A 21,646-nucleotide genomic window follows, 5' to 3' on the forward strand; every position below is an offset into this window, starting at 1 on the left:
GGTGATCGGTGGGGCCCGCGCAGCGCGGTTCCACTACTAGGTCAAGTCTCGCTCAGCGCCCGGTGAGGCGCTTGGCGTCGGCCAGGTGGGCGGTCAGCCGGTCCTGGATGCGTACGGTGGCCTGGTCCAGCGCGGTACGGGTGCGGCGGCCACTGCCGTCCCCGGCGTCGAAGGCATCGCCGAAGACGATGTCGACCCTGCTCTTCAGCGGCGGCAGGGCCTTGACGACCCGGCTGCGCCGCTCGGTGCTCGCGAAGACGGCCACCGGCACGATGGGGGCGCCGGCCCGGACCGCGAAGTACGCGAGGCCCGCGCGCAGCGAGGCGAAGTCGCCTTCGCCCCGGGTGCCCTCGGGGAAGATCCCCAGGGCCCCGCCGTTCTCCAGTACGCCCAGCGCACGGCTGACGGCGCTCCGGTCGGTGCCGGAGCGGTCCACCTTGACCTGCCCGATCCCTTCGAGGAAGGGGCCGAGCGGACCGACGTACGCCTCCTTCTTGATCAGGAAGTGCAGCGGCCGGGGTGCGGTGCCCATGAGCATGGGGCCGTCGATGATGTGCGAGTGGTTCACGGCCAGGATGACGGGGCCGGTGGCGGGGACCTTCCAGGCCCCCAGCACGCGCGGCTTCCAGAGGCCGTACATGAGACCGATGCCGATCCTCCGGCCGACCGCCGCACCCTTGAGGGAGGGCGTATCGCTCACGCGCGGCCCCGCTTCTCTGCGCCCTCGGTGGCGCTCCGCCTCGACTCCACCAAGGTCACGACGCACTCGATGACCCGGTCGAGCGTGAGCTCGGTGGTGTCCACCTCGACCGCGTCGCCGGCCTTGGCCAGCGGGGAGGTCTTGCGGCCGGAGTCGGCCGCGTCGCGCTTGATCAGCGCTTCCTTGGTGGCCGCGAGGTCCGCGGCCTCCTTGCCCCGCAGCTCCCCGCTGCGGCGGGCCGCACGGGCCTCCGCGGAAGCGGTGAGGAAGATCTTCAGGTCGGCGTCGGGCAGCACGGTGGTGCCGATGTCGCGGCCCTCCACGACGATGCCCTCGGCCTCGTCGGCCGCCTCGGCGGCGATGGAGCGCTGCAGCTCGGTGATCAGGGAGCGCACCTCGGGGACGGCGCTCACGGCGCTGACCTTGGAGGTGACCTCCTGGGTCCGGATCGGGCCGGAGGCGTCCTGGCCGTCGACGGTGATCGTGGGGGCGGACGGATCGGTGCCGGACACGATGACGGGCTTGCCCGCCGCGAGGGCGATCGCCTGCGGGTCATCGATGTCGATGCCGTTGGTGATCATCCACCAGGTGATGGCCCGGTACTGGGCACCGGTGTCCAGGTAGCGCAGCCCGAGCTTGGCGGCCACGGCCTTGGAAGTGCTGGACTTGCCCGTGCCGGAGGGACCGTCGATGGCGACGATCACGGCGGTCGGAGCTGCGGTTTCCACGGTGCGGGCACCTTCCTGGTTGCGCGTACGTGTCCGGGCGCGCCAATAGCGCCCCTCCTCCAGGTTACCGGGCTTTTCGCCGACGCCCGCCGGGGCGGCGGCGGGGCCTCCCGAGGACGGGCCCGAGCGGGTCCGGGACCGGGCCAGGGGCCCGCCGGGACCCGCCCCGGAGGGCCTACGGCTGGCGCAGGGCCCAGCCGCGCTCGCGCAGCTCGGCCTGGAGGCCGGCCACGGCGCGGGGTTCGACCATCAGCTGGACCAGGCCGGCCTGCTGCCCGGTCGCGTGCTCGATGCGTACGTCCTCGATGTTGACCCCGGCCCGGCCGGCGTCGGCGAAGATCCGGGCGAGCTCGCCCGGCTGGTCGGAGATGAGGACGGCCACCGTCTCGTAGACCGTCGGCGCGGCCCCGTGCTTGCCCGGGACCCGGACCCGGCCGGCGTTGCCGCGGCGCAGTACGTCCTCGATGCCGGCCGCCCCGTCCCGGCGCTTGGCCTCGTCGGCCGACTGCAGGCCCCGCAGGGCCTCCACGGTCTCCTCCAGGTCGGCGGCGATCCCTGCGAGCACGTCCGCCACGGGTCCCGGGTTGGCCGAGAGGATCTCCACCCACATCCGCGGGTCGGAGGCGGCGATCCGGGTCACGTCGCGGATGCCCTGCCCGCACAGGCGCACCGCGGTCTCGTCGGCCTCCTCCAGCCGGGCCGCGACCATGCTGGAGACGAGCTGCGGGGTGTGGGAGACCAGCGCGACGGCCCGGTCGTGCGCGTCGGCGTCCATGACCACCGGGACGGCCCGGCACAGCGCCACCAGCTCCAGCGCCAGGTTGAGCACCTCGTGGTCGGTCTCCCGGGTCGGCGTCAGCACCCAGGGGCGGCCCTCGAACAGGTCGGCGGAGGCGGCGAGCGGTCCGGACTGCTCCTTGCCCGCCATCGGGTGGGTGCCGATGTACGCCGTGGTGTCCACGCCGAGCGCGTCCAGCTCCCGGCGCGGTCCGCCCTTGACGCTGGCCACGTCCACGTAGGCGCGGGCCAGGTCCCGGCCTATGGCGTCGGCGAGGGCGGCGGCCACGTGGGCGGGCGGTACGGCGATGACCGCGAGGTCGGCCTTGCCCTCGTAGGGCGCCTCCGTGCCCGCGCCCAGCGCGGCGGCCGTACGGGCCTGCCCCTGGTCGCGGTCGGACAGGTGGACGGCGATGCCGCGGGCGGCCAGGGCGAGCGCCGCGGAGGTGCCGATCAGTCCGGTTCCGATGACGACGGCGGTTCTCACGGGGTGCTCCAGGGGTACAGGGGTGTGACGGCGGTGCGGTGCCTGCCTCAGGGTAGCCAGCGGGAACGCCTCGAGGGCCCGGCGTCCCGTCCGCTGGGACGGGACGCCGGGCCCTCGGGAACCGCGCCCGGAGGGACCGGGGCGCTCGGAGGCTCGCTCAGAGGTTCTGCTGCTTGATGATGTCCTCGAGCGAGCCGGCCGGCACCGAGCCCTGCGGGGTCAGCTTGTCCACGGCCTGCGGGAGCGCCTGCGCGATCTGGTCGGCGGCCGCCTCGGGGGTGACGCCCGCCTGCTCGGCGACCTTGGCCAGGGTCTCGTCCGGCAGGGCCTTGGCGATCTCCGGGCCGCTGACCGGCTGGTTCTCGCCGGTGCCGACCCAGGACTGCGCCTGGTCGGTCAGACCCGACTTGGTCAGCATGTCCAGCAGCCCGCCGAGCGGGTTGTTCCCCGCGCCTCCGGCAGCCTGGGCGCCGCCGGCGCCACCGCCGCCGCCCATCAGGGCGCCGAGGAGGGAGCCGAGGATGTTGCCGCCGCCGCTGCCGCCCTGTCCGCCGCTGCCGCCGAGGAGGCCGCCGAGGAGGGAGCCGAGGTCATTGCCCGCCATGGTGATGCCTTTCGAAGAGGGACCGGGCGCGCGGAATGCGGCGTACCCGGCTTCGAGATACGGACAATGTCACCCAATCCAGTCACGTCTGCCACTTGGCGCAGGGCCGCGCACCGACTGCGGTAGAACGATCGGCATGATCTTCCATCTCGTACCCCTCGCCGACTGGACCGCCGGCCCCGGGCTCCCGTACGCCCCGGCCTCCCTCGACTCCGAGGGTTTCGTGCACTGTTCGGCGGACCCGCGGACGGTGCTCGCGATCGCCGCCGCGCACTACGCGGACGTACGGGGGACCCTGCTCGCCGTGGAACTCGACGAGCGCGCGCTGACCTCCGAGGTCCGCCGGGAGGGTGAAGCGGGCCCGCGCTACCCGCACGTCCACGGACCGTTGAACCGGGACGCCGTGGTGCGCGTGTGGGAGGTGGTACGCGCCCCCGGCGTCGCCGCGGAGCTCGTTCCGTGGCCGCCGGAGGGCTGAGTCAGAGCGTGGCGGGGTGTCGCTGAGGCCCGTCACGCGCCAGGATGCCTCTCGCCACCCCGGCGATCACCCGAGGAGAAGTCATGAGCGACCCCACCCGCGCCGCCCGGCGCACCGTACTGGCGGCCGGCGCGAGCGTCCTGGCGGGCGGCGTGCTGACCGCGTGCGGCGGAGCCGACGAGACCAAGCCTTCGTCCGAGGGCGGCAGCGCCCCCACGGCGCAGAACTCCGCGTCCGCGTCCGCCTCGGCTCCGGCCGGGGACGCCAAGGCCCTGGTCAAGTCCTCGGAGGTGCCGGTCGGCGGCGGCACGGTCCTCAAGGACGAGAAGCTGGTCGTCACCCAGCCGACGGCGGGCTCCTTCCGCTGCTTCACGGCGGTGTGCACGCACTCGGGCTGCCTCGTGAACAAGGTGGAGGCCGGCACCATCGACTGCCCGTGCCACGGCAGCAAGTTCAAGGTGACGGACGGCGCGGTGGCCAAGGGCCCGGCCACCAGGCCGCTGGAGGAGAAGAAGATCACCGTCTCCCCGGCGGGCGAAATCTCGCTCGCCTAGCCGAAGGCCCCGGCCGTAGCCTCGCGGGATGAACGAGGCCAACCAGCACGAACCGACGCCCGGACCGACGACCGATCCGCTCGCACTCACCCTGGTCAGGGAGCACACGGTCTACTCGTGCGTGATCGGTTCGAGGGCGTTCGGTCTGGCGACGGAGGCGAGCGACACCGACCGGCGCGGTGTCTACCTCGCCCCGACGCCGCTGTTCTGGCGCTTCGAGAAGCCGCCGACCCACGTGGAGGGTCCCCGGGACGAGGAGTTCTCCTGGGAGCTGGAGCGCTTCTGCGAACTCGCGCTGCGCGCCAACCCGAACATCCTGGAGGTCCTCCACTCCCCGCTCGTGGAGGACCTCGCCCCGGTCGGCGAGGAACTCCTCTCGCTCCGCGGCGCCTTCCTCTCCCGACGGGCCCACACCACCTTCAGCCGGTACGCCGTCGCCCAGCGCGGCAAACTCCTCGGCGACCTCCGCAACCACGGCGCCCCGCGCTGGAAGCACGCCATGCACCTGCTGCGCCTGCTCCTGTCCTGCCGCGACCTGCTGCGCACGGGCCGCCTGGTGATCGACGCGACCCCCTACCGCGACCGCCTCCTCGCGGTCCGCCGCGGCGAGCTCACCTGGGAGGAGGTCGACGCGTGGATGACCCTCCTCCAGGAACAGACCGAAGCCGCCCTCGCCACGGCCCCCCTCCCCGAATCCCCGGACCTCCCCCGGGTGGAGGACTTCCTCCTCCGCACCCGCCGGGCGTCGGCGACGGCACCGGCACCGGCACCGGCACCGAGGACCGGAACAGCGGCGGCCTAGGTCGTCTCTTCCGGATCTTGCCGGTCAGGCCCGCGAGAGACGGCCTAGCGCACCCGCCGCCGTACGACGAACTCGTCGAGCGCGTCGAAGGCGTCCGCGTGCTCCGGCAGCCGCGAAGCGTCTTGCGCCGCCTCCAGGACCCCGTGCAGGGCCTCGAAGTCCCGTTCCACCCGCCCGCCGTCGATGCCCGCGGCCGCCCCGTGCTCGGCCTCGGCCTTGGCCTCGATCAGCCCGGCCAGATAACCCGGAGCCTCCGGCACCTCCCCCAACAGCGTGGGCAGGTGCGCCTGCACCCGTGCCGAGCGCATCAGGTGGACACCCGTCAGCAGCGCCCGGAAGCTGTAGAGCAGCGGCTTGAGCTCGGCCGTCTTCCCGAAGAGCCGCCACTGCGTGTTCGCGAAGCCCCGGTAGTGGTGGGCGTGGTGCGAGGTCAGGACACCGGGGGCCAGGGAGACCAGTTCCTCGTGCGCCGGCGTCGTGTGCACCACCAGGGGCGACAGCAGCTGCTCCAGGACGTAGCCGTTGCGGTTGAGCATGAGCCGGACGAACTTGCGCAGGTCGTGGGTGACCAGGTCCATCTCGGTGCCGTCCCGGAACCACATCCGGCTGCGCGTCTCCTGCGGGTCGCGGAGCGAGACCAGCTCGGCCGCCGGCAGCAGGTGCGCGCCGCGCAGGTCGATGTCGGAGTCCTTGGAAGGGAACCCGTACAGGTGGGCGCCGGAGACCGTCGCGAACAGCAGCGGATCCGGCTGCTCGGCGACGACGGCGGTCAGGTCGATCTCCATCGCGTTCAGCACCGCTCACGCGTCCCAGAGCGTGCCGAAGGACAGGAGTTCCGCGCGGTATTCGATGCGGCCCTCCCAGTCCCGGGGCCAGACGTCCGCGCCGAGGTGGGCCCCGGCGAAGGCGCCGGCCAGGCAGGCGATGGAGTCGGAGTCCCCCGCCGTGCAGGCCGCGCGGCGCAGGGCCAGGAGGGGTTCCTCCGGGAAGAGCAGGAAGCACTGGAGGGCCGTGGCCAGGGCCTCCTCGGCGATCCAGCCCTCGCCCGTCGTCAGGCAGGGGTCCGTCTCCGGGGACGGGCTGCGCAGGGCCGCGGCGAGGCGGTCCAGGACCTCCAGGCACTCGTCCCAGCCGCGCGCCATGAAGGACTCGGCCGAGGTGTCGGACGCCGTCCGCGTCCAGAGGTCGCCGAGCCAGCGCTCGTGGTAGCGGGTGCGGTTCTCCAGGGCGTACGAGCGCAACTGCCCGACCAGGCCGGTCACCTCGGTGCCCCGCGCCAGCAGGAACACCGCCCGCGCCGTGAGGTCGGAGGCGGCCAGTGCCGTCGGGTGGCCGTGGGTCAGGGCCGACTGGAGCTGGGCCGCGCCGGCCCGCTCCTCCTCCGTCCAGCCGGGCACCAGCCCGACCGGAGCCACCCGCATGTTGGCCCCGCAGCCCTTGGAGCCGAGCTGGCTGGCGTCGCGCCAGTCCCGCTCGGGGTGGTTGAGGAGGCTGCAGGCCTTCAGACAGGTGCGGCCCGGGGCCCGGTTGTTCTCCGGGGAGTGGTACCAGTCCACGAACTCCTCCCGGACCGGGCGGGCGAGGCGCAGCGGGCCGACCCGGCCGCGGTCCGTCGCCGTCCGTATGCCCCGGGCGAGGGCCAGCGTCATCTGGGTGTCGTCCGTGACGATCGCCGGTCGGGGCAGGTCCATCTGCCGCCAGGGGCCGGTCTTCGCCAGGATCCGGGGCACGTCGTTGAACTCCGTCGGGAAGCCCAGGGCGTCTCCCAGGGCCAGTCCGATCAGGGAGCCGGTGGCGGCCCGCTTCGCCTTCGCGGTGGTCGGTGTCGTCGGCGTCGTCGGCATCGTCATCGTGGGTGTCCTTCCGAAGGGCGCAGCAGGGGCGGGTGCAGGGTGTCGGCAGGTCCGGGCCGGTAGAGCGCGGCCGGTTTGCCGCGGCCGCCGGTGAGCCGGGCGGCTCCGGGCACGGTTTCGACGAAGCCGGGCGTGGCCAGGACCTTGCGGCGGAAGTTGGGTCGGTCCAGGGAGGTGTCCCAGACGGTCTCGTAGACGGCCTGGAGCTCGCCGAGGGTGAACTCGGGCGGGCAGAAGGCGGTGGCCAGGCAGCTGTACTCCAGCTTCGAGCCCACGCGGGAGCGGGCGTCCGCGAGGATCTCCGCGTGGTCGAAGGCCAGTCCGAAGGCCGGCGCGCAGGCCTCCCCCACCGGCACCCAGCGGGCCCGGTCCGCGTCTCCGCCGCCCCCGGCCTCCGGTTCGGGCAGATCGGGAACGAGTGCGGTGAAGGCCACCGAGACCACCCGCATGCGGGGGTCCCGGTCCGGTTCGCTGTAGGTGCGCAGCTGGTCCAGGTGCAGGGCGTCGATCACCCGCGCCGACAGGCCGGTCTCCTCGGCCAGTTCGCGCCGGGCGGCGGTCTCCGCGGATTCCCGCGGCAGGAGGAAGCCGCCGGGGAGCGCCCAGGCGCCCGCGTACGGTTCCTGCGCGCGCCGGATCAGCAGCACGTGCAGGGTCCCGCCGCGCACGGTGAAGACGGCGAGGTCCACGGTCACCGCGAAGGGTTCGAAGGCGCGCGGGTCGTACTCCTGCGCCGCCCCGGGTCCGGTGTCACTCATCGGCTCCGCGCCCCGGTCCGACCGGCAGCCTGCCCGGCCGCCTGCCCGGGCACCTGCCCGGCCACCCGCTCCGGCAGCGGATCGGCGAACCGCCAGCCCTCCGCGAGGACTCCGTCGACGGCCGCCACCGCCGCCGCGAGCCGCTCGCGCCGGTCCCCGCGGACCACCAGGAAGCGCTTCCCGGTCCGTTCCAGCTCCTCCAGGAACCGCCCGGTCATCCAGGGCCGGAGCTCCTCCCCGTCGCGCAGCCCGTCGTCCTCGAAGGGCACGTCCGTGTGGTCGGTGAGCAGGTACAGGTCCCGCCGCGTCCCGGCGGCGATCCGCTCGACCTCCGCACTGCGCGCGCCCGTGTACCGCTCGTGCCAGATGCCGGTGGCGAAGGAGTCGGTGTCGCAGAAGAGCACGGGTGATCCCAGCCGGGCCGCCCGCTCCTCGTCCGCGTCCTGCCGCCGCGCGATCACCGGGAACTCCGCCGAGGTGAAGCTCACTTCGGCCCAGGTCGCCGCCGGGTCGGCCGCGCGCGCCGCCTCGAGCCGCTCCTCGCTGTACCGGCGCCCGTACTCCGCCACCCAGCCCGTCTTCGCCCACACCCCGCCGCGTGCCCGCCAGTGCTCGGCCAGGGCCCGCGACAGCGTGGTCGTGCCGGTGGACTCGGCGCCGAGTACGACGATCCGCCGGGTCAGTGCCGCCCGTACGGCGGGCCCCAGGAACTCCCAGTTCCCGACGGGGTCGGCCCGTACGGCCGTACCGGACACCGGGAACAGGGTGCGGTCCAGGTCCACGCAGACCTCCTCGGCGCCGAACCGCCGCGCGAGTTCGGTCCCGTAGGCCTCGGAGGTGAAGACGGCGTCGACCGGGCGGCGCACCGCGCCCCGGAAGATCGCCATGTGGGCCTCCCAGACCGCCGGGTCGTGGAGGTCGACCGGGATGTCGTCGACCGCGCCGACCACCTCGGCCCCGGGGTGCGCCTCGCGCATCCAGGCGACCCGGTCGGCGAGCGGTACGGATTCCACCGAGGCCGCGCAGACCAGGACGGTCAGCCGCTCGCACTGGTCCTGCGCGGTGCGCACCAGGTGGTGGTGGCCGGCGTGCGGCGGATAGAACTTGCCGAGGACCAGGCCGTGGCCGTGGCGCTTCACGCCGTCACCGCCGTCGCGGCCGTCGCCCCGCGGGCCGGGAGCGCCCGGCGCCAGCCGAGCAGTCCGGCGACGCACAGGGCGAGGAAGCCGACGTAGAGCAGGGAGGTCAGGTAGAGCCCCTTGTAGGCGTACAGCGGGATGTACACCAGGTCGGCGGCGATCCACAGCCACCAGGACTCGACGAGCTTGCGGCACTGCCCGTACGTGGCCGCGAGCGAGAGCCCCGTCGTGAGGGCGTCCCAGAACGGGACCGTGGAGTCGGTGACCCGGCTCAGCAGCAGGGTCAGGCCGAGCACCGCCACCGCCCCCGCCGCGGCCAGCAGGGTCCACTCGGCTGCCGTGGTGCGGCGCACCGGCAGGGCCGTGGTGGTGCCCGGTCCACCCCCGTGGGTCCAGGACCACCAGCCGTACGCGGCGAGGGCGATGAAGACGATCTGCAGCCCGGCGTCGGCGTAGAGGCCCGCCTGGGCGAAGAGCACGATGAAGAAGACGTTGTTCGCGATGCCGATCGGCCAGTTGGCGATGTGCTGCCGGGCGACCAGCCAGACGCACACGGCCCCCGTGACGAACCCGAGGATCTCGGTCCAGCTCGTCTGCCATCCCATGACGCCCCCACTCCCTTTATAGTCAGACTGACTATAAGCAGGTCCGGGGGTCCGCACAACCAAAAAACCCGCGGCGCCCGAAGGCACCGCGGGTTCTGGAGGCCCGTGTGGGCCGGGGGTCCTAGAGACCGACCTCGCGCATGAGCATGCCGACCTCGGTGTTGGTCAGGCGGCGCAGCCAGCCGGACTTCTGGTCACCGAGCTCGATCGGGCCGAAGGAGGTCCGGACGAGCTTCTCGACCGGGAAACCGGCCTCGGACAGCATGCGGCGGACGATGTGCTTGCGGCCCTCGTGGAGGGTCACCTCGACCAGGTAGTTCTTGCCGAGCTGGTCGACGACGCGGAAGTGGTCGGCGCGGGCGTAGCCGTCCTCCAGCTCGATGCCGTCCTTGAGGCGCTTGCCGATGTCGCGCGGCAGCGGGCCGGTGATCGCGGCGACGTAGGTCTTCTTCACGCCGTACTTGGGGTGCGTGAGGCGGTGGGCCAGCTCACCGTGGTTGGTGAGCAGGATGATGCCCTCGGTCTCGGTGTCGAGCCGGCCGACGTGGAAGAGACGCGTCTCACGGTTGGTGACGTAGTCGCCGAGGCACTGACGGCCGTCCGGGTCCTCCATGGTGGAGACGACGCCGGCCGGCTTGTTCAGCGCGAAGAACAGGTACGACTGGGTGGCGACGGTCAGGCCGTCCACCTTGATCTCGTCGGTCGGCTTGACCCGCTTGCCCTGCTCCAGCACGATCTCGCCGTTGACCTCGACGCGGGCCCGCTCGATGAGCTCCTCGCACGCACGGCGCGAGCCCATGCCGGCACGGGCGAGCACCTTCTGCAGACGCTCACCCTCCTCCTCGGCACCCGGGAAGGTCTTCGGGGTCTTGATCACGGGCTTGTCGGCGTACCGGTCGCGCACGCGCTCCTCGATCCGCGCCTCCAGCTCGCGCGGCTTCGACTGGCCGCTGCGGCTGCCGGGACCGATGCGCGGGCCGCCCGCGCCGCCGATCGCGGGGGCCTTGGCGGTCCTGGGGCCGCCCTTGGCGCCACCGCGGGCCGCCGCGCCGCGCGCACCGCCACGGTTGCCGTCGGCCGCGCCACGGGCACCGCCGCCGCCCGCCTTGGCACCGCCGCGGCCGTTGCGCTCGCCCTCGGGGCCTACGTCGTAGCGACGCTCCTCGGGGCGCGGGTTGCGGATGCGGGGGGCCTCCTCGCGGTCACGGTCGGAGCCGCCACCCTGGTAGCCGCCGCCGGAGCCGCCCTGGTAGCCGCCGCCGGAGGAGCCACCACGGGAGCCGCCACCCTGGTAGCCACCGCCCGAGGAGCCACCGCGAGAGCCGCCACCCTGGTAGCCACCGCCCGAGGAGCCGCCACGGGAGCCGCCGCCGGAGCCGCCGCCGCCCTGGTAGCCGCCACCGGAGGAGCCACCGCGAGAGCCACCGCCCTGGTAGCCGCCGCCCGAGGAGCCGCCACGGGAGCCGCCGCCGGAGCCGCCGCCCTGGTAGCCACCACCGGAGGAGCCACCGCGAGAGCCACCGCCCTGGTAGCCACCGCCCGAGGAGCCGCCACGGGAGCCGCCGCCGGAGCCGCCGCCACCCTGGTAGCCACCACCGGAGGAGCCACCGCGAGAGCCACCGCCCTGGTAGCCACCGCCCGAGCTGCCACCGCGGGAGCCACCACCGCCGCCGGAGCCGCCGCGGGGGGCGCTACCGCGCCCGCCTCCACCGCCGCCGCCGCTGTTCCTGTTGCCGCCACCGTTGCCGTTGCCGCTGCTTCGCATCAAAGTTCCGTCGTCTTGTCGTCTTCATCGGTATCCGGAGAGTCCGGATCGAACGACGGAACACCCTCTTGCGTCTCGGCTTCGATCGCGTCCGCCTCGGGGAGGAAGGGCGCGAGCTCCGGGAGCTCGTCCAGGCCACGCAGGCCCATCCGCTCCAGAAAGTAGTTCGTCGTCCTGTACAGGATCGCACCTGTTTCGGGTTCCGTCCCCGCCTCCTCCACCAGACCCCGCTGGAGGAGGGTGCGCATGACCCCGTCGCAGTTGACTCCGCGGACCGCCGAGACCCGCGACCGGCTGACCGGCTGGCGGTACGCGACGACCGCCATGGTCTCCAGCGCCGCCTGGGTGAGACGGGCCTGCTGGCCGTCCAGTACGAAGGCCTCGACCGCCGGCGCGCAGTCCGCCCGGCTGTAGAACCGCCAGCCCCCGGCGACCAGCCGCAATTCGAATCCGCGGCCCTGGGCCTCGTACTCGTCCGCGAGCTCCCGCAGCGCCCCCGCGACCTCGCGGGGGGTCCGCTCCAGCACCTTGGCCAGGTGCGCCTCGGTCGCCGGCTCGTCCACGACCATGAGGACCGCCTCCAAAGCGGGCTTCAGCGCCAGTCCGGCCACGGCGGCCGCCGTGTCACTCATTCCTTGACCTCCACGATCTGGTCGAACTCGTCCGTCACCGTCGGCATGCCGTCCCCGTCCCCGCCGCTCCAGCGCACCGTGAGCGTCTTCAGGGCCTCTTCCTGGTCCAGGACCACCGCCTTCTCCCGGTAGAGCTCCAGGAGGGCCAGGAAGCGCGCCACGACGGTCAGGGTGTCGGCGGCGTCCTCGGTGAGCTCCTGGAAGGTGGCCTCGCCCCGGGCCTTGAGCAGCGCCACGACCAGGCCGGCCTGCTCCCGGACGCTCACCAGGGGCGCGTGGATGTGGTCCACGTACACCTGCGGCTTCGCCCGCGGCTGCATGGCCTTGACCGCGAGCCGGGCCAGCCCCTCGCCGCCGATGCTGATGACCACCTCGGGGAGGAGCTCGGCGAGGTGGGGCTCCAGCCCGACGGTGCGCGGGTAGCGCTTGCCCTCGATCTCGGCCCGGTCCTGGAAGATCTCGGCGATCCGCTTGTACGCCCGGTACTGCAGCAGCCGTGCGAACAGCAGGTCCCGGGCCTCCAGCAGCGCGAGGTCCCCCTCGTCCTCGACCTCGGCGACGGGCAGCAGCCGGGCCGCCTTCAGATCGAGCAGGGTGGCGGCGACGACGAGGAACTCGGTCGTCTGGTCGAGGTCCCAGTCGGGCCCCATAGCACGGATGTGCGCCATGAACTCGTTGGTGACCTCGGACAGCGCCACCTCGGTGACATCCATCTTGTGCCGGGAGATCAGCTGGAGCAGCAGATCGAAGGGCCCCTCGAAGTTCACGAGCCGCACGGTGAACCGCCCGTCCGCCGGGGCCGCGGAGGCCTCCTCGGCACCGGCGGGGCCCTCCGGGCCAGGTACGGCCGCGACGGGGGAACCGGACGGGCCGGGGGGACCGGGGAGAACGGGGAGCTCCTCCTCCCCCGGCACGGAGGCACCCGGGCCGCGGCCCAGCGAGCGGCGGGGCGGGAGGCCGGGTTCGGCGGGAGGGGGCATCGCGATCCAGGGTGGTACGGAGGAAGTGGCCGATCAGGGCCGGAGCCCGGCCCTCAAGGCTCCCACGCGAGCAGCGGGGACCCGGGCGACCGGGCCGGGCACTTCCAGCCGTCCGGCGTTTGAGGACCGGGGTCCGGGGCGGAGCCCCAGGGGGTCCGGGCCCAGCCCGGCACCCCTTCCCGGCCCGTCCGGCGTTCGCGGACCGGTTCAGGGCGGAGCCCTGGGTACGGCGGAAGGGCGGGTAGGGGAACGGCGCCCCGCGCAGCGGCAGGGGTGACAGCGGGGGCCCGCCTCGTGCAGCCGCACGCCCGGCCCCGCTCCCGGGGCCGAACCGCACGCGGCGGCGGGGGCGACGGACGCCTGATCCCCCGGGGTCAGCGACCCCGAAGCCGCCGCACCAGGATGCTCGCGTCACCGCGGGACTCCAGATCGGCGAGCACCACCGCGACGGCCTCGCGCACGATCCGCCCGCGGTCGACCGCGAGCCCGTGCTCCCCGCGCAGCACCAGCCGCGCGTGTTCCAGGTCCATGAGCTCCTCCGCGGAGACGTAGACCGTGATCTTCTCGTCGTGCCGCTCGCGCCCGCTGGGCCGCCGGTTCGCACCCCGGCCCTGCCCCTTCCCCCGACCGGGGGTGGGGGCGGGGACGGCGTTACCGGAACCTTCCTGCGGACGCCGCTGCGGGCCGACGCCCGGCTCCGTACCGGCCCCAGCCTCCCGGCTGCGGCCCTCACCCGCCGTGCCCTCCGCCGCCGACGCGGCGTGCTCGACTCCCCGCGACGACGGCGAGGACGACGTCAGCGCCATCCCTCCGGTCGTACGGAACAGTTCGTCGGCTCCGGGCAGACTCACTCGGCGGGACACCGGGCGAGCACCTCCCTGGCCAGCTGGCGGTAGGCGGCGGCGCCGACGGAGTTGGACGCGTACGTGGTGATCGGCTCGCCGGCGACCGTGGTCTCCGGGAACCGCACCGTACGGCCGATGACCGTGTGGTAGACGTGGTCGTCGAAGGCCTCGACGACGCGCGCCAGCACCTCGCGGCTGTGCACCGTACGGGAGTCGTACATCGTGGCGAGGATGCCGTCGAGCTCCAGATCCGGGTTGAGCCGCTCCTGCACCTTCTCGATGGTCTCGGTCAGCAGCGCCACACCGCGCAGTGCGAAGAACTCGCACTCCAGCGGCACGATGACCTTGTGAGCCGCCGTCAGGGCGTTCACGGTCAGCAGACCGAGCGAGGGCTGACAGTCGATCACGATGTAGTCGTAGTCGGGCAGCAGGGGCTTCAGGGCCCGCTGCAGCGTCGACTCGCGCGCGACCTCGCTGACCAACTGCACTTCCGCGGCGGACAGGTCGATGTTGCTCGGCAGCAGGTCCATGTTGGGGACCGCCGTCTTCAGCAGCACCTCGTCGGCCGACATGCCCCGCTCCATGAGCAGGTTGTAGACCGTCAGGTCGAGTTCCATCGGGTTGACCCCGAGGCCGACCGACAGCGCGCCCTGCGGGTCGAAGTCGACGAGCAGCACCCGTCGTCCGTACTCCGCGAGCGCCGCACCCAGGTTGATGGTCGACGTGGTCTTGCCCACGCCGCCCTTCTGGTTGCACATCGCGATGATCGTCGCCGGACCGTGGTCGGTCAGCGGACCCGGGATCGGGAAGTACGGCAGCGGCCGTCCGGTCGGGCCGATCCGCTCACGGCGCTGGCGGGCAGCGTCGGGGGCGAGAGTGGCCGCGTACTCGGGGTCGGGCTCGTACTCCGCGTCGGGGTCGTAGAAATGCCCCTCGGGCACCTGTTCGTAGTCGGCGAAACCCACGGGCTTGTCGCCGCTCAGGTCGCCGGCCCTGGAGTTCACGTCTAGGCCGTCCATGCTCTTTTGGGGCGTCGTCATGTGCTGGTGGTTTGCGAAGGTGCGGACCGCTACGGATCCCACGGCTTCGATTCCGGCAGGACCCTGGCCCCGCGCAGGCCCTCCTGCTCGACCACCTCCAGGAGCAAATGTCGACTCATTCACAAGTCGTCTTACCTCCTCGGACGTGACCAGGACACTTATCGATAGGTCAGCGTGGCACCATGCCGACGGTTGGCGACTCTATGGCGTGTCACCACTCAGCGGCAACACAATCCGCCGGACCCGCCGCGATGTGTCGGCAACCGAACACCACTCTGTCAAGGGCGCACGAGCTGTCGCCGGGAAGTTTCGCGGGTGTGCGAAAGGGTTAAAGGGTTACGTTCGAGGCGAGTTGAGCGGCCTCGCGGGCTACCCCGAGTACGCCTCCGGCCGGACCTCGCGAGCAAGGTCCGGCCGGATACGTGAGATTGACGTCAGTCGTTGACGGCTCAGCCGAGCAGCGTGCTCAGCTCGAGGGTCTCGAGACCGTGGGCCTCGGCGACCTCGCGGTAAACGACCTGGCCATCATGGGTGTTGAGGCCCAGCGCGAGCGCCGGGTCACGACGCAGCGCCTCGACCCAGCCGAGGTTCGCGAGCTGCACGATGTAGGGCAGCGTGGCGTTGGTGAGCGCGTAGGTCGAGGTGTTCGGCACCGCACCCGGCATGTTGGCGACGCAGTAGAAGACCGAGTTGTGGACCTGGAAGGTCGGCTCGGCGTGCGTGGTCGCGCGGGAGTCCTCGAAGCAGCCGCCCTGGTCGATCGCAATGTCGACAAGGACACTTCCGGGCTTCATCTTGGCGACGAGCTCGTTGGTGACCAGCTTCGGGGCCTTCGCACCCGGGATCAGCACCGCGCCGATGACGAGGTCGGCCTCGATGACGGCCTTCTCCAGCTCGAAGGCGTTGGAGACGATCGTCTTGATCTTCGTACCGAAGATCTTGTCGGCCTCGCGGAGCTTGTTGATGTCGCGGTCCAGCAGGGTCACGTGGAAGCCCATGCCGACGGCGATCTGCACGGCGTTCCAGCCGGAGACGCCGCCGCCGATGACCACGCACTCGCCGGCGTGGGTGCCGGGGACGCCGCCGGGGAGCACGCCGCGGCCGCCGACCGAGCGCATCAGGTGGTAGGCGCCGACCTGCGGGGCCAGGCGGCCCGCGACCTCGGACATCGGGGCGAGCAGCGGGAGGGCGCGGTTCGCCGTCTCGACCGTCTCGTAGGCGATGGCGGTGGTGCCGGACTCCAGCAGGGCGTCCGTGCACTCGCGGGAGGCCGCGAGGTGCAGGTAGGTGAAGAGGGTCTGGTCCTTGCGGAGGCGGTGGTACTCCTCCGCGATCGGCTCCTTGACCTTCAGCAGCAGGTCGGCGGTCGCCCAGACCTCGTCGGCGGTGCCCAGGATCTCGGCGCCGGCGGAGACGTACTCCGCGTCCGTGATCGAGGAGCCCACACCGGCGTTCTGCTCGACGAAGACCTGGTGGCCGTTGCGGACCAGCTCATGCACGCCGGCAGGCGTGATGGCGACCCGGAACTCGTTGTTCTTGACCTCGCGGGGGATGCCGACCTTCATCGTGGCTCACGGTCCTTGGCTCAGGGGATGTTTCGGGGTACTTCCATACAAACCCGTTTACAAGAACACGCAACGGGATGCCCCAGGGGATGGCCTGGTGAACCCAGTCTAATGAAGGACGAGCCGCTGTCTAGCCTTGCAAAGTAATAATCTCAGTCGGAACCACTACGGATTTCGCAGGCCGCCGGGTCATCTCCCAGCAATCTGTCGGCTGCGGACCTGTGCAGCCTCGCGGCCGCGGGATCCCCGAGCCGGTCCAGCGTGTCGGCCAGCCGGACCTGGAGCGCGGCCTGAAGCCGCAGGTCCCCGGCCTTGCGCGCCAGCTCCACCGCCTCCCGGCAGGTGTGCAGCGATTCCTCGGGCCGGCCCGCGTACTCCTGGATCCGCGCCATCTCGCTCAACGCCTTTGCCTGGCCCGGGACATCGGCCAGCTTCCGGTAGCCGGCCGAGGCCGCCCGCCAGCTCCGCAGCGCGTCCCCGTACCGGCCCGCGTACGTGTGCACGTTCCCCAGCCGTCCGTACAGCCGGGCCTCGTCCGCCCGCTCACCCCGCGCGAGCGCGTGGGACAGGGCCCGGCCGAACCAGTCGGAGGCCCTGTGCCAGTCCCCCAGCTCCTGGTGCGCGCCGCCTACGGATTCCATCGCCCGGCCCGACGCGTACGGGTCGTTCGCCGCCTTTCCCGCGTCCAAAGCGGCCCGGTACCGGTCCAGCGCCTCCCGTGTCCGGCCCGTCTCGGCGTCCAGATCGGCGAGGTTCAGCAGCGCGGCGGCCTGTTCCCGGTGCAGATCGCGCCGCTCGGCCACGTCCAGCACGAGCTGGTGCAGCCCGTAGAGCTCGGGCGCGGCCCCGGCGGTGCCGCGATGCTCGGACAGGGCCCGCGCCAGCGCCGCCACGAACCTGCGCGCCAGGGTGTCCAGCTCCCCGTCGGCCACCGCCAGCGAGGCGGCGGCCAGCAGCGCGGGCAGCCGGGTGTCCAGCCAGGTCTCCGCGGCCCGCCGGTCGGCGAAGCGGAGCGCGCGCGGCACCCCGTCGAGCTTCTCCGGCGCCCCGACGGCGCCGCCGGGCCCGTCGTACCCGTCCGCGTCCGGCTCCGCCATGGCCCGGCAGGACAGGAGCAGCCGTACGGTGCGCTCCAGCATCCGGGCCCGTGCGAGCTGGACCTCGGCGGGCCGCTCCTTGGCCTCCAGCAGGGCCTGGAGCAGCGGCGCGAGGCAGCCGGGCAGCAGGTACAGCCCGTCGTGCGCGGGTCTGAGCAGGCCCAGCGCGGCGAAGTCCTCCAGGGTCGACTGCGCGGCGGCCACGGAACAGCCGGCCAGGGCGGAGGCCACGTGGGAGTCGACCAGGCCCGCGGGGGCGAGCGGAAGGAGCCGCAGGGTCCGCTGGGCGGGCTGCGGGAGGGATTCGTAGACGAGCCTGAAGGCCTTGGAGAGCGGGCCGCCGACGCCCGCGGGCATGTCGTGCAGCTGCTTGCCCACGTCCGCCACGGAGGCCTTGGGGCGCGCGGCGAGCCAGCCGCCCGCGAGGGCGAGCGCGGCGGGCTGGCCGCCGCACTCCTCGGCGAGGGCTTCGGCCGCCCGCGGGTCGTTCGCCGCGCGGATGTCGCCGATGCGCTGGACGAGCATGCGGACCGCCGACGGGGTGTCGAGGCCACCGAGGGTGCAGGGCCGGACATCCGGAATCCCGGTCAGGGGGCCCTCCGAGGTGATGACGACCAGGCACTCGGGGGTGTCCGGCAGCAGGGCGTCGACCTGGTGCGGATCGGAGGCGTCGTCGACGAGCAGGACCATGCGGCGGCCGGCCAGGGCCGTGCGCAGGGCCGAGCTGAGATCGTCCTCACCGGCGCCGGGCGGGGTGGGCTGCCCGAGCCCCTCCAGGAGGGTGCGGACGGCACGCTCCGTCGCGACGCCCTCGCCCGTGGGGGCGGTGAGCCGGACCCTCAGCACCCCGTCGGGGTAGTCCTCGGCGATCTCGCGCACCAGCGCTTCGGCGAGGGCCGTCCGGCCGGAGCCCGGGCGACCCGCGACGAGCAGCACCCGGGCCCGCGGGGACTTGGCCTTACGGCCGGAGAGGGTGTCGAGCCCGGTTCGCGCGATGTCCTCGCGGAGCTCCTTGAGCTCACGCCGCCGCCCGACGAAATCCGTCACGGATCCGCTCCTCTCGCTGCCTTCGGATTGCGAGCGTAGTTCACGCAGAGCGACGAACAGGGTGGAGCGCGGCGGACAAATCGCCCGATCGGATCAGCGGATGGGCACATTTACCTCCTACTTCACGCGCCCCTCGCGCGCTACGCCGGACTCCGCCCGTCGGTGGCCCGGAGCCGTGCTCACCACCGCCGTCCCGGCACGGGCCCGGTGGACGGGTGCGACTGGGTGGGCCCTGCGGGGCGGAGTTCCCCTACCCACCCTTCCACCGTTCCCCGGGCCAGCCCGGACCCCGGTCCTCAAACGCCGGACGGGCTGAAAGGAACGGGCCCCGGGCTGCGCCCGGACCCCCTGGGGCTCCGCCCCAGACCCAGGTCCTCAAACGCCGGACGGCTGAAATGGCTCAGGCTGCGTACCGGGGTCGGTGACGGGGGCGGGGTGGGGTGTTGGCCTGGACGTAAAACGTGATTTGTGGCGCGAGAGCACGCCGGGCCCTGTCAAGGCAGGGGGCAGGGCGCCTAAATCATGCAGTCCAGGCCAACACCCCACCCCGCCCCCGGCACCGACCCCCACCAGGCGCAGGGGCCGCAGGGCTACGCCTCGTAGGGCCGGGCCTGCCAAGGGGCGTCCGCCGGGCGGAGGGAGGAGAGGGCCGGGTCGGTGGCCAGGGCCGCCGCGAGGGAGAGGACTCCCGTGACGAGCCCGGGGTTGCCCAGCGAGCCCGCCAGGACACCCTGTACCAGCGAAGGCAGCGGAACCCACGTCACTTCCATGTCCGCCTCCTCGGAGCCGGACTCCGCGTAGCGCTCGCCGTCCGCCTCCGAGACCCCCCGCGCGAGGAAGATCCGAGTGGCCTCGTCGGAGCCGCCGGGGGACGCGTAGAAGTCGGCCAGCACCCGCCAGTCCTCGGCCTTGACGTGCGCCTCCTCCGCGAGCTCGCGCTGCGCCCCGTGCAGCGGGTTCTCCCCCACGACGTCCAGCAGCCCCGCCGGGAGCTCCCACAGCCGCCGCCGCACCGGGTGCCGGTACTGGCTCAGCACCAGCACCCGCCCCGCGTCGTCCAGGGCCAGCACGCACACCGACCCGGGATGCACCTGGTAGTCGCGGCGGGCCACGGACCCGTCCGGCATCCGCACCTCGTCGGAGGCCACCGCCGTCTTCGCGCCCTGGAACGGCCGCTGGGTAGACAGCGTCTCCCAGGATTCCGACGTGTCCTTGATCTCCATGCCCGACATGCCCCGAAGCCCTCCACAACGCGCGACAGCCGGGGTACGGAACTCCGTACCCCGGCTGTCTACGGTATGTGCCGTACGACTACTTCGCGGCCTGCTGCCGCTCCACGGCCGCCTTGACCAGACCCGCGAAGAGCGGGTGCGGGCGCGTGGGGCGCGAGCGAAGCTCCGGGTGGGCCTGGGTGGCCACCAGGTAGGGGTGGACCTCGCGCGGGTACTCGACGTACTCGACGAGCTTGTTGTCCGGGGAGGTGCCGGAGAAGACCAGACCGGCCTTCTTCTCCAGCTCGCCGCGGTAGGCGTTGTTGACCTCGTAGCGGTGACGGTGGCGCTCGTCCACGTACGCCTGGTCGCCGTAGACCTCGCGCACGATGGAACCCTCGGCGAGCTTCGCCGGGTACATGCCCAGGCGCATGGTGCCGCCCAGGTCGCCCGCGCCCTCGACGAAGGCCAGCTGCTCCTCCATCGTGGAGATCACCGGGTTCGGGGTGGAGGCGTCGAACTCGGTGGAGTTCGCGTCCTCGATGCCCGCCAGGTTCCGCGCGGCCTCGATGACCACGCACTGCAGACCCAGGCACAGGCCGAGCAGCGGGATCTTGTTCTCGCGGGCGTAGGTGATCGCGCCGACCTTGCCGTTGACACCGCGGTCGCCGAAGCCACCGGGCACGCAGATCGCGTCCACGTCGCCGAGCACCGCCGCGGCGCCGGCCGGGGTCTTGCAGTCGTCGGAGGTGACCCACTTGATCTGGACGCGGGCCTTGTTGGCGAAGCCGCCGGCGCGCAGCGCCTCGGTCACCGACAGGTAGGCGTCCGGCAGGTCGATGTACTTGCCGACGAGCGCGACCTTGACCTCGTGGTCGGGGTTGTGGACCCGGTCCAGCAGGTCTTCCCAGACGGTCCAGTTGACGTCGCGGAACGGCAGGTCGAGCTTGCGCACGACGTACGCGTCCAGGCCCTCGGTGTGCAGCACCTTGGGGATGTCGTAGATCGACTTGGCGTCGATCGCGGCGACCACGGCCTCTTCGTCGACGTCGCACATCAGAGAGATCTTGCGCTTGATGGAGGTCGGGACCTCGCGGTCGGCGCGCAGCACGATGGCGTCGGGCTGGATGCCGATGTTGCGCAGCGCCGCCACCGAGTGCTGGGTCGGCTTGGTCTTCAGCTCGCCGGAGGGGCCGATGTAGGGCAGCAGCGAGATGTGCACGACGAAGACGTTGTCGCGGCCGACCTCGTGGCGGACCTGGCGGACGGTCTCCAGGAACGGCAGCGACTCGATGTCGCCGACCGTGCCGCCGACCTCGGTGATGACGACGTCGACGTCGTCGGTCGCCATGCGGCGGATCCGGTGCTTGATCTCGTTGGTGATGTGCGGGATGACCTGCACGGTGTCACCGAGGTACTCGCCGCGGCGCTCCTTGGCGATGACCTGCGAGTAGACCTGGCCGGTGGTGACGTTGGCCGAGCCGTCGAGGTCGACGTCGAGGAAGCGCTCGTAGTGACCGATGTCCAGGTCGGTCTCGGCGCCGTCGTTGGTGACGAACACCTCACCGTGCTGGAACGGGTTCATCGTGCCGGGGTCGACGTTCAGGTACGGGTCGAGCTTCTGCATCGTGACCCGAAGACCGCGCGCCTTCAGCAGCGCACCCAGGCTGGAGGCCGTCAGGCCCTTGCCGAGGGAGGAAGCGACACCCCCGGTGACGAAGATGTGCTTGGTCGTCATGGATTTGGGCGGCATCGCCAAGAGGGGGCTCCCGTGGGTCGCGAGGTGAGGTGCGTCCGGCGCCTGCCACCGTCGATCCGGAGGGGTCTCAGGGGGCGCCGAAGCTGCGGTTTCGGGGCTCCTGATTTGCACAGGCAGACCACCGGTCCACGGGATACCAGCCTATCAGCGCCCGGGCCGGTCCGCCTCCGGCCGCGCGGCGGGGGCCTCCCGAGGGATGGCCGACCGGGCGTCCGAGGGC

At 72.6% G+C, this 21,646-nt stretch carries 21 protein-coding genes; 3 read left to right on the top strand and 18 right to left on the bottom strand.

The features are described 5' to 3' along the window. Positions 1-52 precede the first annotated feature (52 nt). From ACFYYB_RS25760 to ACFYYB_RS25775, 4 genes are all read right to left on the bottom strand, one after another. Positions 53-640: a lysophospholipid acyltransferase family protein gene (locus ACFYYB_RS25760; protein WP_389437915.1), complete on the bottom strand. Its 588-nt coding sequence runs from the start codon at positions 638-640 to the stop codon at positions 53-55. 56 nt (positions 641-696) lie between these two features. Then, positions 697-1,428 (bottom strand): (d)CMP kinase, encoded by a 732-nt coding sequence (cmk, locus tag ACFYYB_RS25765; protein ID WP_389437803.1) that lies wholly within the window; start codon positions 1,426-1,428, stop codon positions 697-699. A 175-nt stretch (positions 1,429-1,603) separates the two neighbouring features. Continuing rightward, positions 1,604-2,692 (bottom strand): prephenate dehydrogenase, encoded by a 1,089-nt coding sequence (locus ACFYYB_RS25770; protein ID WP_389437805.1) that lies wholly within the window; start codon positions 2,690-2,692, stop codon positions 1,604-1,606. Between the two features lie 157 nt (positions 2,693-2,849). Next, a complete protein-coding gene (locus ACFYYB_RS25775; protein ID WP_389437807.1) occupies positions 2,850-3,296 on the bottom strand; it encodes a YidB family protein in 447 nt (148 codons plus the stop codon). Between the two features lie 136 nt (positions 3,297-3,432). On the opposite strand from ACFYYB_RS25775, the gene ACFYYB_RS25780 reads away from it, so the two are divergent. From ACFYYB_RS25780 to ACFYYB_RS25790, 3 genes are all read left to right on the top strand, one after another. Then, positions 3,433-3,774, top strand: a complete 342-nt coding sequence (locus tag ACFYYB_RS25780; protein WP_389437809.1) for a DUF952 domain-containing protein — start codon at positions 3,433-3,435, stop codon at positions 3,772-3,774. 83 nt (positions 3,775-3,857) lie between these two features. Next, the gene (locus ACFYYB_RS25785) at positions 3,858-4,328 is read left to right on the top strand and encodes a Rieske (2Fe-2S) protein (protein ID WP_389437811.1); all 471 of its coding nucleotides are present in this window, start codon (positions 3,858-3,860) and stop codon (positions 4,326-4,328) included. Positions 4,329-4,356: 28 nt separating this feature from the next. After that, positions 4,357-5,130, top strand: coding sequence for a DNA polymerase beta superfamily protein (locus tag ACFYYB_RS25790; protein ID WP_389437813.1), 774 nt, complete (start codon positions 4,357-4,359; stop codon positions 5,128-5,130). A gap of 44 nt (positions 5,131-5,174) precedes the next feature. Here the strand turns inward: ACFYYB_RS25790 and ACFYYB_RS25795 are convergent, their stop codons facing one another. The 14 genes from ACFYYB_RS25795 to ACFYYB_RS25860 all read right to left on the bottom strand — a co-directional run bounded on the left by ACFYYB_RS25795 (position 5,175) and on the right by ACFYYB_RS25860 (position 21,420). Beyond that, a complete protein-coding gene (locus tag ACFYYB_RS25795) occupies positions 5,175-5,915 on the bottom strand; it encodes a DNA polymerase beta superfamily protein (protein WP_389437916.1) in 741 nt (246 codons plus the stop codon). A gap of 15 nt (positions 5,916-5,930) precedes the next feature. Continuing rightward, the gene (locus tag ACFYYB_RS25800; RefSeq protein ID WP_389437917.1) at positions 5,931-6,974 is read right to left on the bottom strand and encodes an ADP-ribosylglycohydrolase family protein; all 1,044 of its coding nucleotides are present in this window, start codon (positions 6,972-6,974) and stop codon (positions 5,931-5,933) included. A 2-nt stretch (positions 6,975-6,976) separates the two neighbouring features. Beyond that, positions 6,977-7,741, bottom strand: coding sequence for an NUDIX domain-containing protein (locus ACFYYB_RS25805; protein ID WP_389437815.1), 765 nt, complete (start codon positions 7,739-7,741; stop codon positions 6,977-6,979). Continuing rightward, positions 7,738-8,880, bottom strand: coding sequence for an AAA family ATPase (locus ACFYYB_RS25810; RefSeq protein ID WP_389437819.1), 1,143 nt, complete (start codon positions 8,878-8,880; stop codon positions 7,738-7,740). Before ACFYYB_RS25810 ends, ACFYYB_RS25805 begins: the two co-directional genes overlap by 4 nt. Further along, positions 8,877-9,485 carry a nicotinamide riboside transporter PnuC gene (gene pnuC, locus ACFYYB_RS25815; RefSeq protein ID WP_389437820.1) on the bottom strand — a complete coding sequence of 203 codons (609 nt, stop codon included), beginning with the start codon at positions 9,483-9,485 and terminating at the stop codon, positions 8,877-8,879. Before pnuC ends, ACFYYB_RS25810 begins: the two co-directional genes overlap by 4 nt. A 121-nt stretch (positions 9,486-9,606) precedes the next feature. Further along, the gene (locus tag ACFYYB_RS25820; RefSeq protein WP_389437823.1) at positions 9,607-11,250 is read right to left on the bottom strand and encodes a pseudouridine synthase; all 1,644 of its coding nucleotides are present in this window, start codon (positions 11,248-11,250) and stop codon (positions 9,607-9,609) included. After that, a complete protein-coding gene (gene scpB / locus ACFYYB_RS25825; RefSeq protein WP_327307471.1) occupies positions 11,250-11,882 on the bottom strand; it encodes an SMC-Scp complex subunit ScpB in 633 nt (210 codons plus the stop codon). Before scpB ends, ACFYYB_RS25820 begins: the two co-directional genes overlap by 1 nt. Beyond that, entirely contained in the window at positions 11,879-12,862 is a 984-nt protein-coding gene (locus ACFYYB_RS25830; protein WP_389437828.1) for a segregation and condensation protein A, read from the bottom strand. The genes scpB and ACFYYB_RS25830 overlap by 4 nt, the downstream gene beginning before the upstream one ends. 374 nt (positions 12,863-13,236) lie before the next feature. Further along, positions 13,237-13,725, bottom strand: a complete 489-nt coding sequence (locus ACFYYB_RS25835) for a hypothetical protein (RefSeq protein ID WP_327307469.1) — start codon at positions 13,723-13,725, stop codon at positions 13,237-13,239. Continuing rightward, positions 13,710-14,747, bottom strand: coding sequence for a ParA family protein (locus tag ACFYYB_RS25840; protein ID WP_327307468.1), 1,038 nt, complete (start codon positions 14,745-14,747; stop codon positions 13,710-13,712). Before ACFYYB_RS25840 ends, ACFYYB_RS25835 begins: the two co-directional genes overlap by 16 nt. Positions 14,748-15,196: 449 nt before the next feature. Further along, positions 15,197-16,312, bottom strand: a complete 1,116-nt coding sequence (ald, locus tag ACFYYB_RS25845; RefSeq protein WP_266876781.1) for an alanine dehydrogenase — start codon at positions 16,310-16,312, stop codon at positions 15,197-15,199. Positions 16,313-16,464: 152 nt separating this feature from the next. Continuing rightward, on the bottom strand, positions 16,465-18,456 hold the full coding sequence (locus ACFYYB_RS25850) for an AAA family ATPase (protein WP_389437830.1): 1,992 nt from the start codon (positions 18,454-18,456) through the stop codon (positions 16,465-16,467). Between the two features lie 590 nt (positions 18,457-19,046). Continuing rightward, positions 19,047-19,679: an NUDIX domain-containing protein gene (locus tag ACFYYB_RS25855; RefSeq protein ID WP_389437918.1), complete on the bottom strand. Its 633-nt coding sequence runs from the start codon at positions 19,677-19,679 to the stop codon at positions 19,047-19,049. 88 nt (positions 19,680-19,767) lie between these two features. Beyond that, positions 19,768-21,420: a CTP synthase gene (locus tag ACFYYB_RS25860; protein WP_327307465.1), complete on the bottom strand. Its 1,653-nt coding sequence runs from the start codon at positions 21,418-21,420 to the stop codon at positions 19,768-19,770. Positions 21,421-21,646: the final 226 nt, after the last annotated feature.

This window comes from Streptomyces sp. NPDC002886, from assembly GCF_042888445.1.
GTDB lineage: Bacteria > Actinomycetota > Actinomycetes > Streptomycetales > Streptomycetaceae > Streptomyces.